Below are 12605 nucleotides of genomic sequence, written 5' to 3' on the forward strand. Positions count from 1 at the left end.
ACCGCCAGATATGTGTATCTTCATCTAGCCCAAAAAACTCGCCGATGAGCTCCATTGCAATCACTTCAGGATCAGAAAGGGAAGGCATAGTCCCTCGTTCACGTAATCGCTGGCCTTTAAGTAAATCATTAAAGGTATCATCAACCCAGCAATAAACTGCTATGATAAACTCTTCTACTGACATCCCCTGTCCCTTTGAATTTGTTTCGGCAAAACAAAGGTTGGGGTCAGGGGTTGTCATTTCAAACTAATAAAAGTCGAGCATCGCGTTACTTTAAATTACTTATGTACAAGACGCTACTAAGACTTAGGTAGTTATATTTGCCTTTGGCAAAACAGAAGGCTCTAGTGAAATATCAATGATTTTTATATCCCATAATGAGCATAGCGTTAATCGATTTATACCTGTAAGTGAATTAATAAAAGGGAGCATTCCTATTAAATACTGATTATCAATGATATGCAAAAGCTAAGCATAACTCTAAGTTATCTACTGCTGCCCTCTTAGTAGTAGCACAATCAATTACAGCAATGGTTAGGAAAATACGATTTGTCTCTCGTCCAAAACTGTAGTTAAAGAAAGTCATAGGTAGCTGGGATAAGAAGTCTGATCTCCCCCACACTAAAAAGATGCCAGTACAATACTCAACGCAAAATGAAGTTGCCTTGATTCAGTTGTAGCTTAAGTATTAACAAGGGGAAACTTTTCAGGATCTGGAAAAAAACAAAAAATGTCGAAGATATCATTTCAACTCAAATCACTACTAAGACGTAGTTTAAGAAAAGTCTTATTCTTATGGGTTAAAACCAGGCACATAGGGAAGTTACCCCTATTACCACCCTTACAGGAAAATGATGGAATATGCTATATTCTCGCCCGCCAGTCCTTATTTGACACACTAGTCCTTGAAGAGATTTGTCAGCGCGAAGGGCTCCCGCCCCCAAACCAAAAACTCATTGTCACGCACAACCAGCTACTACCCAACTGTTTGCATTTAATTCAACAACCCACTATTTGGCGAATCTTTCCGCCACCAAAACCTTCAGAACAATTACACCAGCTTATCACTTTCCTTCAACGTCACCCAGAAAAAAATATTCAACTGATTCCCGTTACGATTTTGTGGGGACGCTCTCCACTGAAAGAACAGTCAGCATTCAAACTGTTATTCACCTATGATTATGCCGTGGGAGGGCGGTTACGCAAATTATTTGCCTTACTGATCCATGGCCGACAAACAATGATTAATTTCAGTACACCATTAGCGACAAGAGAGCTGGTTGATGATCAGCTTTCAACAAGTCGTACGGTACGGAAATTAGCGCGAATTCTTCGTGTCCATTTTCGACAACTGCGTACAGCTTTAACAGGCCCTGAGCTTTCCCACAGAAAAACGCTGGTTAATCAGCTGTTGCATAGTCAACCCGTTAAGCAAGCTATTTTAGATCAAGCGAATGCGACACACGACAATATTAGTCGGCTAAATAATAAAGCGCGTAAATATGCAAATGAAATTGTCTCTGACTTTCGTTATCCAGCAATACGTTTTCTAGATATTGTACTAACATGGTTTTGGAATAAACTCTATAATGGCATTCAGGTAAATCACGTAGAACCCATCCAGCATTTGGCCAAAGACCACGAAATCATTTACGTACCCTGCCACCGCAGTCATATCGATTATTTACTTCTATCCTACGTGCTCTATAAGCAAAATTTAAGCCCTCCCCATATTGCAGCAGGAATAAACCTAAACATGCCTCTGATTGGTGGTTTACTGCGTAGAGGTGGTGCATTTTTTATGCGTAGAAGCTTTAAAGGGAATAAACTTTATACGACTGTATTTAACGAGTACCTGCATACTTTACTGACCAGAGGCTTCTCCACAGAATACTTTATTGAAGGTGGACGTAGCCGAACAGGCCGATTACTACAACCCAAAACAGGCATGCTAGCCCTCACGTTACAAAGCTACTTCAGGGATCAGCGTAAGCCTTTTTGCTTTGTACCTGTATATATTGGCTATGAGCGAGTACTAGAAGGAAATACTTACCTTGGTGAGTTACGCGGAAAAACAAAAAAAGCCGAATCACCTCTTGATATCTTACGTATACTTTCAGCCTTGAAAAAAGAGTTTGGCGAAGTATGGGTGAATTTTGGTGAACCTATTTTGCTTAATCAATTTTTATCGCAACAAGAACCAGATTGGCAATCTAGTATTTCATCAGAATCATCTAGCTACACGCGACAATCGTGGTTTCGCAACCTTACCCAACAGCTGGCAAATACAATTAATTGTCATATTAATGCCGCTGCTGTCGCTAACCCTGTGAACCTCATTGCAACCGCCCTACTCTCTGCACCTAAACAAGCAATGAGTGAGGAATCACTAAAAGAGCAAGTGACATTTTATAATTGGTTACTAGAAAAGCTGCCGTACAGTGAACGTATAATATCGCCTCTCAAAACACCCACTGAGACCATTCTTTACGTCGAAAAATTAGGCTTTATCCGACGACAAACTGACTCTCTAGGTGATGTAATTTATACGGAAGGTAAACATGCTATTTTACTGACTTATTACAGAAATAACACATTACACCTTTTTGCAATACCTTCTCTAATCAGCTGTTTCTTTAATAATAGCTCTCGAATTAAAGAAGCAGATCTTGTTCCGATGTGTAGTCAAATATATCCTTACTTGCGCACAGAGCTTTTTTTACCTTGGCAACCTGATGAGTTTAAAATCCTGCTTAAACAGTGGTTGGACATACTTGTTGAGCACTCAATATTGCAAAGTGAAAATGGCTGGCTACAAAGTCCAAACCCTGACTCTGTCACCTCAGTCACTTTTAACTTTCTGGGTAAAACCATCATGCAAACGTTAGAGCGCTTTTATATGGCACTCAGCTTGTTGATTCGAAGTGGAAGTGAGCAAATAGATAGAGATACCTTGGAAAAGCAGTGTCATGAGCTTGCACAGCGGCTTTCATTTATACAGGGAATAAATGCTCCAGAGTTTTTTGATAAATCACTTTTCAAAAACTTTATAGAAACACTTCGTCAGCAAAACTTAGTTCATTCTGACTCTCAACAAAACTTATCATTTAGCCATAACATCCATGTTATTCTAAATAGTGCACGTTATGTACTTCCCAGTGAAGCCCGACGGGCTATTCAGCAATTAGCAACAGTACACTTAAATAAACAGTAAGTGGTGTATTAAGGCATAGCGCGTTAATGCGGTATGCCTTTTTTTACATAAATATCGAACCGATTAGCTTTTCCCATTAGTTGTAAAGTAGGCTTTTTTGCTGCCAGTAATGGTGCTAACCGTGGTCTTTTCACAACAACTCGATAGCGTGCAGCATTATAAGCATCAGAAAATAACTGGTCAGCATCACTGTCTCCATCTAACAGCTTTTGAAAGAGCTGCATTTCTTTCTTTGACAGTGCCGACTTTTTATCTTGATGTGGAAACATAGGATCAAGGTAAACACAGTCAAAGCTATCAGACTGACATTTTGACAAAAAGGATTTTGCATCTTGAAGCGGTTGTAATGTCATTTGCTCAATATATGATTGAATTTCCTGGCACTGTAATGCTCTTCTTAAACCATCGCGTAATAAACAATATACAACAGATGATCTTTCTAATAGTGTTAGTTGACAACCAAGGGTGGCAAGGATAAATGCATCTCGACCTAAACCAGCCGTTGCATCTAAAACTGAAGGCTTAAACTGTTTTTTAATCCCTATCGCCTTAGCAATAGCCTGTCCTTTACCTCCTCCATGAAGCCTTCGAAAAGCCAGTGGTCCATGGACAAAATCGACATATACTTTGCCCATTTTTTTCTCATGTAAAGCTTCCAAACTGACTTTATCTTGATCAACGACTAAAGCAAGCGTTGTGTCCAAGTCCAGCCCCTCACTGCTCTCCTTTAGCGGGAAAGCAAATTCTTCTGCTAACGCTTTAGCATCAGGTAATCCTTCAGGGGAAGCGGGTAGTACTATAACCTTGTTTTTTGAGCACATAGTGAGGCTTACCTACAAGCATCTTCAAAGAGGGTAGCTGGTTGTTTTTTAATGTGTGCTAAATAATGGCCAGCGAACAAAGAAGTTATAACGGGAGGAAAAGTAACAGATAAATCGACTTAAGGAAATCTACACATAAATATCAATACCAAATAATTCAGTACTACTAGCCTGCTCTAGTTCAAACTCAGCCACTTCCGAGTAAGTACGAATACTTTTAGGGAGGGGGTTAACTTGATATGGACGTGTTTGAAATGGCTGTTCAATTTGATGGCTTTTGTTCACTCGCTGGGTTTGAGCAAGTTTATACATTGCATCAGCTTGTCGTTCACTTTCATTTTGTGATGAATAATGAACATTTGCCACAGGCTGGATAGCTTCTACTGTTTTTGGTGTCGTATTTGAACTACTGGGTAACAGATACTGTGCACCTAATGTCAAATGACCAACACTGGAAACCACACCCCAACTCCTCTCACATTCACTGAACTATTGCTACGTTTTATATGTATACCCTTCTCGAATTAGTTTTATGCACCCATTCCATAGCGTTTACCCTAACAGACCAGCGAAGTTGCTTTAATGTGTTCCCAACACATTTAATTAGAACAATCATTAAAATATATTACATATCCTTACTTAATTTTTTACACCGGTATTACCTTACTAGTAGTATAACAGGTTGCTCAGCAAAAAAATGAAAACAAGCGCCCAAAAGGACGCTCTTAATTAAAAAACTCAGATCTTTGATAAAGCTGCTTATCTCTCATACACTTTATTACACACTAAATGCTTGTGAAGTAAACAAAAAACAATGCTGCGCTCAAAAGTACACGATAAATAACAAAAGGCATCATTCCCATTCGTGCAATCATACTTAAAAATAAATGGATACATACATAGGCACTAATTCCCGCCACAAACACGCCTACAAAAATCGCGTCCCAGGCAACTGGCTCTGTAGCCATTACAAGATCTTTGGTTTTTAATAATCCTGCCGCAAAAATGACGGGTATTGATAATAAAAATGAAAATCTTGCGGCTGCATTCCGGGTGAAACCCAACATTAATCCAGCGGTAATAGTAACACCTGATCGCGATGTGCCAGGAATAATAGCCAGCGCCTGAGCAATACCAATAATTAGTACTTGTTTCCAGGTTATCTCTGTTAGTTGTCGCTGTTGAGTTCCTGTACGATCAGCCCATCCTAGTAAAACCCCAAAAATCAATGTAGTACAAGCAATAATAAAGATTGAACGTAATTGATTTTCAACATCCATAAGGCTAATGGCCAGGCCAAACAATACAGCAGGTATGGTGCCCAAAATAATGTACCAACCCAAGTATCCTTCAAAAGACTTTTGCTTTCCAAACAGTCCTTCCAGCATACCTTTCATTACAGCCCATAAGTCGTCTCTAAAATATAAAACAACAGCAATCAGCGTCCCTATATGTACAGCCACATCAAATGCCAAGCCCTGATCAGGCCAGCCTAGCAGCTGCGCTGGCAGCACCAAATGGGCTGAGCTTGATATAGGAAGAAACTCTGTTAGTCCTTGTATCAACGCCAGAATAATCGCTTGAATCACATCCATAAATGCACTACCTAATCTAAAAACTCAATTTAACGATACACTGGTAAATGTTACACAGTTAAAAGTGTGCCAAACTATTCACTGATAACCTGAAAGAGGCATATAAACCCACAGCGAAGGATTTTTTTGTGTGGCTAATCTGGTCTTTTAAGTTTAGCGCCAACAATAATAGCTGTTTTAAACGTTCTAGCTGGGCCGTCACATGATTCTGATACGCTCCCCCTTTGTAAAACCAAAACATTATATGCCAAGAACTGTAACTCTAACGAAACTTTTTCCCATTTAAGACACGCGCATCAACAGCAAAATCTACAAAGTTCACATTATTAAACCATTGATGCATCAACTCAGATTAATATATTGGGATAGGCACAATAAGGAGATGAAAGATAACCTGGTTGGCTATCTTTCTTGTTTTTTCTTGGCGACGTTGTCACGCAAGTAAACAGGAATCGCTTGTTCTGGAGGTACTGTTTCTCCACATTTCCATGCCAGTTCACCCAACAAAGCAATATCCTGAGCATGAGGCAATATATCTTTGTAAATAACCTCAGGTTTAAAAGGAATTCTTGGCGAGTAGCTCCATCCACTACCTACACCTACCCACCCAATCATATCCTCATAACCTGTTGCATTTTCTGGACTGATGACGGACTCTGGAATGACGAGTGCTAATTTGCCTTCAGTATTTACGGTATAAGCAGCAAAGTAGATCTCATCCATTCTTGCATCTATTGCCGTAAATACCTTTTCATGTTGATAAACCCGAAAAGCATAATGTGCAAGTGCAGCTAAATTTGAGATACCAATAACAGGTAAATCTGCCGCATAAGCCAGCCCCTGAACAATACCTGCCGCAACTCGAACCCCCGTAAAAGCACCTGGACCCTGTCCAAACGCAATGGCGTCTAGCTGTTTTATACCCAGGCCTGCACTAGAAAGTAACTCATCAACCATAGGTAAAATGCGCTCGTTATGTTCTCTAGGTGCAACAACAAACGACTCTTTGACATCGCCCTCAATAAGTAATGCAGCAGAACAAGCTTCTGTTGCTGTATCAATAGCTAATATGCGACTCATAGTGTACCTAAATAATGCACTTATTTAACACGACAATACCCTTTGGGTTGGGCATACACTTAAAAATGAATGACTTCAACTGTGACTAAAAGTACTTTTTCTTAATACACCCGTAAACACTTTTATTTGCAATAATAGCAGAACCCACCTCTATATATCAGATTAGTGCTTTAAAGGGCCAGGTAGCAAACCTATAAACATACACAAACATTTTTAAGATTAAGCCCGTGGGAGAGAAAGAAGAAGAAAGACTAAGGAGTGTATTGAAAGCAAATCTGGGTAGAAGTTTTAGAGTAACTCAAAAAAATATAGATGCCATCCTGGCATCTATTTAAGCTCAAGCTTGTTAAGTACAATAAATTTGTACTTAACCCACCTCTACAAGACTAAGCTTGTTTTTTAGGTGGACGACCACGACGTTTAGTCGTTGTAGTTTTAGCTCTAGTAACTTTTGCTTTAGTGGTTGAACCTGCTGGACGTCCGCGACGCTTGGGTGCTGCCGTGCCAGTAGCGGTTGTTGTAGCAGCTGCTGCCTTTTTAGGTGGGCGACCACGACGCTTTGGAGTCGCACTAGTTGTTGCTGTTGTAGCAGCTGTTGCCTTTTTAGGTGGACGACCACGACGCTTTGGTGCAGTACTCTTAGCCGCGGTTGTTGTCGCTGTTGCTTTTTTAGGTGGACGACCACGACGCTTAGCTGTTGTGGAAGTTGCAGCAGTCGTTTTGGCTGTTGTAGATGCTGGCTTACGTCCCCGTTTTTTCGCACCTGCAGTAGAAGTTTTTTTCTCACCCATTTCCTTAGCTTTAACTTCTACTTTTTTGAGCGCAACTTTCAATTTTTTGTTTTCTGCAACTTCACGCTTTTTAACTTTTGCTTGATCAGCGTGCTCACGGCTTTTCAGCCACTTAGCTTCAAAGTTAGCAATTGCTTTTGCAAGATCTTGTTCAGCTTTTGCTTTTAAAGAGCCTTGATACTCTTCTACACGTTGCTTAGCAGCGTCTTTTAATTGTTCGCCTTTAGCAACAACCTTTTCAATTTCTACAGCCTGTTTTGCTGCTGCAAGCTTCTCACGCATTGCATTCCAATCGGCTTGAGCTTTTTCAATAGCAGCATTAGCGCGCTCTACTGCTTTTTTATTCGTAGCAGTAGCACTTGACTTCAATTTTGTTTTAGCTGTAGCCAATTTAGCTTTGGCTTCATCTACTTTGAGTTTTGCGTTTGCAACTCTTTCAGTTACCTTTTCCAGCTCAGCCATTACTTTTTCAAGACCAGTATAGGTAGCCGTTGTTTTTGTTGCTTTAGCAGCAACTGCTTTTTTTACAGGGGACTTTTTTGCTTTAGTCCCAGGTTTTCTACCTCTCGCCATTTCATTTCTCCTGAGGGGAAATCTAATATTAGAGTTATCAGTTAAAACATAGCACAAAAAACTGTGCATCAACAAACAGTTAGGGGCGAATAATATTTAAATCGTAAAAATTTTTCACCCTCTTTTTACACGAAAGTTGAATCTTTTTAAGATTTGATCACCAAACGACATATATCTTCTTTAAAAACCAGACACAAACTTGAGCTATCCTGCCTATCAATTCTTAGCCTAATCGCAATTTATTTTTGTAGTCAGACTCAATAAATAGCTCGATGAGTGCAGCTAACCTCGTATAGTTAAGATAAATCTGTAGCAAAGAATGTATTCCTCTGTCTTTATCCTAACAAATTTAGAAACATAATTCTAAAATGATAACATATCCATTTATCCGCATCATTTAGAGAGTAACAGACTCCTCATACCCTTTATGCAATTAACATCCTTAATCAAAACAAACAACTATTCTAACATCTTACCGATTGCATTAACCAAAATGATTCAATCAACCTACATGAATTCAATTTCAGGTAGCAACACTAATCTAGCCAGTTTAACCACTTAATTTTACAAAAAGCTTATCTCTCACAGCTCTTTCTTTCACAAGTACGACAGCACCAATCTAAATTGAAGGGAGTATATTCAACATGATTCCTCATAAAAAGACATACTAAACCACTAACAATATAATAAGCTCATTCACAAACTGAATAGGCTGACTTTGAAGTATTTCTCTAGGTAAAAGAAGAAATAACCCGCCACTATCTTCTATATACAGACAACATGTCTTACCAATGTCTTGGGAGTATCAGCCAGACTGTCGCCTTAACCTTCCAGATAACTTAACATTACAGATAAAAAGTACGACAAATTCTCGACACATAAGTCGGTTTGTTGCTATCACCAACAACAAGTTGAGAACAGTTGTGTTTATACTGACAACTTATATCACTCCGACTACTTACTCTTAAACGTCAAACAGAGAGCGATTTAGCCCTGAGGCTTGAATACAATATTATTTTTTCAAATCACATTGATGACCTTATTTCTATACCGCCTACCAGAGCAATGGCATATATTTACTTATAAAACCACTTCTTAAAACACCCCTATAAAGCCTGTATGATGACCGTAAAATGCCTAAATCCTTCTACAGAAACTTGTTTACCGCACTTGTAGCAGAACGATCAACATGAGTTATCGAGTCTTTAGTGGTCATTGGCATACATTGAAGTACAACAGGTGCACATTTAGATATAACAAGAAATAGGATCACAACTATTTATGAAACAAGTGCTAGTAGTATTGTAAACAGTAGCAACGAAGGATGATTTTCTGCTGAGAAAAGAGAAACTAATTAACGGATTGCATCAGCACAGTCACTACTCACAACAAACTATTTTTAGCAATTCAGGTTAATGGGTGATTACAGCCTCACTTACAGTAACCACCCAGGCTCAGTTGTCTTTCGATTAAGCTATACAATCTTGAAAAAACAAATGGATAGGACATGCTTTGTTTAAAAAGATAAACAGGCTCAACAACACCGATGAGGAAGATAATAGTATTTATGGTTAATAACCCTACCGATATCACTTCGTAAATTCACGTTGCATTGACTGTCCAACAATCCTTATTAACATTAAGGCAACAGAGCTATCACAAATAAATTCAACCAGTGCAAACCTACATTTTGCAATCTCTAATGCTTAAATAAGCACTTGTGGTATTTCGATATACGCCATTGGCAGACTACAAATACTAAAATTGATGCGCGGAGGGTATACATTGGAAACACATTAAAAGTAGTGATACTGTTCTAATATGAACTTATTGCCTGTAAAGCATTATTTTATGAATTAAATGCTGAGACTCAAAAAGTAATCGACTCAATAAATGCATTACAGCCACAAAAAGTCACATGAAGCCTTCTATCTATAAAGCATCAAGGGTTTATAGGGCTATACTTTTTGAAAAAGAGATTGGGGGGCAGCGAGTGATAATAATTATTTAAGTTGAGGGGGAAAATCCCCCAACGACTGACTAATATTTACGGTTGATAGGCAGCAAGTGCATCCAAAACAGTAGAACGAATGGTATCAACTGAACCTTTACCATCAATACTGACATACTTTGGTGTGCCTTGAGAGGCTTCAGCTTCCTGATAAAAGGTGACTAATGGAGCCGTTTGAGAATGGTAAACTGCTAGGCGCTTGCCAACGGTTTCTTCAGTATCATCATCCCGCTGAACCAGAGGCTCACCAGTCTCATCATCTAACCCAGGTTGTTTAGGTGGATTAAACACAACATGATAAACCCGCCCACTGCCTTCATGAATTCGTCGGCCTGTTAATCGTTTGATAATTTCTGCATCATCAACTGCTATTTCAACAACACAATCAATACTAACACCCGCATCCACAAGCGCCTGAGCTTGAGGGATAGTGCGAGGAAATCCATCAAACAAAAAGCCATTCTTACAATCATCCTGCTGAATTCGTTCTTTGATGAGATTAATAATGATATCGTCAGAAACTAAACCACCTGACTCCATTACCTCTTTCACTTGCAAACCAAGTGGTGTGCCCGCTTTAATCGCTGCCCGTAACATATCCCCAGTAGAGATCTGAGGAATATTAAATGTGTCCATAATGAACTTAGCCTGGGTTCCTTTTCCCGCCCCAGGTGCCCCCAACAAAATAACACGCATGAATGCCAGCTCCTTTAATACGCTTTAGGCGGTATATGCTAAAAAATCGCCGATTCTATAACAAATAAAGCCGCTGCAAAACGCTTCTTGTACTTATTTCAGCTTTGCAACAGCCAAGATCAATCAAAAGTAGCAGGTAAGATACACAGGTCGGTTGTGATGCTCAAGTTAAGCCTTTATTGTGCAACCATTGCGAAGCAAGTTTAAGCAGCTTGGGTAAATGCAAGCTGATCAGTCCGAGGATAGTCTTTAGCTACCTGCGTAAAATGCTGATCAACTAAGTCGAGTGATAACCCTAAGCAGGCAAACGCATGCTCCGGATAGTCAGAAAGTGTCGCATAGCTGACGCGGTGGCACGTTAACATATAATTTACCACCTGTAACATATGCACTAAGGGAGTTTCTGAGTGGCTGAGAAGTTGATGGCTTACCCCTTGGATCACTGGCTGGTTTAATCGCCAGCGTTTTAGTAACCACCCACCAAGCTGAGCATAACCAAACCGAAGAATCTCATGCGCTTGACCAAGTCCAACAAGTCTCTGTTCAAAGTCACTTAAGCAAATATGAGGCTGACAAGTAACCCACTTATTCAGCATGATAAACTCTGGTCTAAAAATATGCCCTAGAAGCAATACCCCCACATGCTGCAATAAACAAGTTAAATGTAGGTTTGTGAGCTTCTGCTGATGATGTTTTGGTACATGTATTAACAGTGACTCCGCTAGAATACTACTGTATAGCGCATGCTGCCAAACACTGTTAAGGCCCAGAGGGCCACGCAATGGAACCCGAAAAGATAAGATAATGGCGCAAGCAAGCGCTAAATCGTAGGTCTTACAACCTCCTAGATGCTCAATAACCTCATGAGAACAACTGCATGGCTTGTGGCTGATAGCAGACCCAACCTTACAAAGTTGTCGGCTTATCAGTCCATGCTCATCGAGAAATGAAAGCAAAGCCACTTCATCTTCTCTTAGTTCCTGATGCCTAAGCAGCGCATTTGCTGTTGCTGAAGTCTCAGGCACCGCAGCTAAAGGCATAATATGATCCAGCTGATCATGCTCACTTGCGGTTGCAGTACCCGGAAAAATAATCAGCTCGCTATTATCTGTCGATGTTGGTAGTTGCTCGAACTCTGGCCACTCAAATAATTGAGCATGAGGGTGGAGAAACAAATACTCATCACTATCAACCCCTACTAATATCGATGGACAGCCAGAGACAAAATACACCTTGTCTTTTCTCATTAACGACTTATCAAGCATGCAGGGTAATTGATAGGGGACCGCTAAAGCGGGTTTGATACCTGGAGCACAATCCGAAAATAGTTTGTCAACGTCATGATGTGGCACTAAGCGGATCGGCTCATGCAGCACATGTGACAACTGGCCACATGAAAGCACCCGATCAACACTTGTTACAACCATCCACTGACCTTGTCTGCGGGAAATAAGTATAGGTACAGCAACCTGAGAAGGATCAATGCCTATTTGAGACACGGCCTGAGAAAGTGATACACCACAATTTAACTGATACAACGCATAGGGAACGCCTTTGGCGGCTAAATAGCGCTTGATCCGGGTAGCAATATGCATCCCAGTTTCCCCCTGGCCTAAGCCATAAACATACTTATTAGACATTAACGTAGCCAAATCCTTTGACCCTTTTTATCAATTTTATAAACTCAAACTGAATCAGCTTATTACCATAACCCATAGTAGAAGTTACAGTGGCATCCATTAAGTTTCATTATAGTTAGTTAAAACTGATTAGTTTGCAGAATTTATTACTTTTTATTAAATACGGAGGGATCATTTTTAATA

Annotated in this window: 8 protein-coding genes and 1 pseudogene; 1 reads left to right on the forward strand and 8 read right to left on the reverse strand. The window is 39.8% G+C overall.

The annotated features are described in order from the left end of the window. Positions 1 to 184: pseudogene (locus F607_RS27990) on the reverse strand (IS982 family transposase); the annotation flags it as partial. A gap of 547 nt (positions 185 to 731) precedes the next feature. Here F607_RS27990 and plsB point away from each other — a divergent pair. Beyond that, entirely contained in the window at positions 732 to 3215 is a 2484-nt protein-coding gene (gene plsB / locus F607_RS0103435; protein WP_027706932.1) for a glycerol-3-phosphate 1-O-acyltransferase PlsB, read from the forward strand. Positions 3216 to 3238: 23 nt separating this feature from the next. Here plsB and F607_RS0103440 read toward each other — a convergent pair whose 3' ends face one another. The 7 genes from F607_RS0103440 to F607_RS0103475 form a co-directional block, all read right to left on the reverse strand. Continuing rightward, the gene (locus tag F607_RS0103440) at positions 3239 to 4036 is read right to left on the reverse strand and encodes a class I SAM-dependent methyltransferase (RefSeq protein WP_027706933.1); all 798 of its coding nucleotides are present in this window, start codon (positions 4034 to 4036) and stop codon (positions 3239 to 3241) included. A gap of 129 nt (positions 4037 to 4165) precedes the next feature. Continuing rightward, positions 4166 to 4498: a hypothetical protein gene (locus F607_RS0103445; protein ID WP_027706934.1), complete on the reverse strand. Its 333-nt coding sequence runs from the start codon at positions 4496 to 4498 to the stop codon at positions 4166 to 4168. A gap of 323 nt (positions 4499 to 4821) precedes the next feature. Then, positions 4822 to 5631 (reverse strand): undecaprenyl-diphosphate phosphatase, encoded by an 810-nt coding sequence (locus F607_RS0103450; RefSeq protein WP_027706935.1) that lies wholly within the window; start codon positions 5629 to 5631, stop codon positions 4822 to 4824. Positions 5632 to 6033: 402 nt separating this feature from the next. After that, the gene (gene tsaB / locus F607_RS0103460) at positions 6034 to 6711 is read right to left on the reverse strand and encodes a tRNA (adenosine(37)-N6)-threonylcarbamoyltransferase complex dimerization subunit type 1 TsaB (RefSeq protein ID WP_027706937.1); all 678 of its coding nucleotides are present in this window, start codon (positions 6709 to 6711) and stop codon (positions 6034 to 6036) included. Positions 6712 to 7097: 386 nt separating this feature from the next. Continuing rightward, positions 7098 to 8075: a hypothetical protein gene (locus F607_RS27995; RefSeq protein ID WP_051310808.1), complete on the reverse strand. Its 978-nt coding sequence runs from the start codon at positions 8073 to 8075 to the stop codon at positions 7098 to 7100. A gap of 2047 nt (positions 8076 to 10122) precedes the next feature. After that, positions 10123 to 10782, reverse strand: a complete 660-nt coding sequence (gene adk, locus F607_RS0103470) for an adenylate kinase (RefSeq protein ID WP_027706938.1) — start codon at positions 10780 to 10782, stop codon at positions 10123 to 10125. 203 nt (positions 10783 to 10985) lie between these two features. Then, positions 10986 to 12422 (reverse strand): HDOD domain-containing protein, encoded by a 1437-nt coding sequence (locus F607_RS0103475; RefSeq protein WP_027706939.1) that lies wholly within the window; start codon positions 12420 to 12422, stop codon positions 10986 to 10988. Positions 12423 to 12605: the final 183 nt, after the last annotated feature.

Source organism: Zooshikella ganghwensis DSM 15267 (genome assembly GCF_000428585.1).
Classification (GTDB): Bacteria; Pseudomonadota; Gammaproteobacteria; order Pseudomonadales; family Zooshikellaceae; genus Zooshikella; species Zooshikella ganghwensis.

What these genes read in the sequence shown, in the direction of transcription:
- plsB (WP_027706932.1), top strand. Translation starts at nt 732, where the DNA reads ATGTCGAAGATATCATTTCAACTCAAATCACTACTAAGACGTAGTTTA.
- F607_RS0103440 (WP_027706933.1), bottom strand. Translation starts at nt 4,036, where the DNA reads ATGTGCTCAAAAAACAAGGTTATAGTACTACCCGCTTCCCCTGAAGGA.
- F607_RS0103450 (WP_027706935.1), bottom strand. Translation starts at nt 5,631, where the DNA reads ATGGATGTGATTCAAGCGATTATTCTGGCGTTGATACAAGGACTAACA.
- tsaB (WP_027706937.1), bottom strand. Translation starts at nt 6,711, where the DNA reads ATGAGTCGCATATTAGCTATTGATACAGCAACAGAAGCTTGTTCTGCT.
- F607_RS27995 (WP_051310808.1), bottom strand. Translation starts at nt 8,075, where the DNA reads ATGGCGAGAGGTAGAAAACCTGGGACTAAAGCAAAAAAGTCCCCTGTA.
- adk (WP_027706938.1), bottom strand. Translation starts at nt 10,782, where the DNA reads ATGCGTGTTATTTTGTTGGGGGCACCTGGGGCGGGAAAAGGAACCCAG.
- F607_RS0103475 (WP_027706939.1), bottom strand. Translation starts at nt 12,422, where the DNA reads ATGTCTAATAAGTATGTTTATGGCTTAGGCCAGGGGGAAACTGGGATG.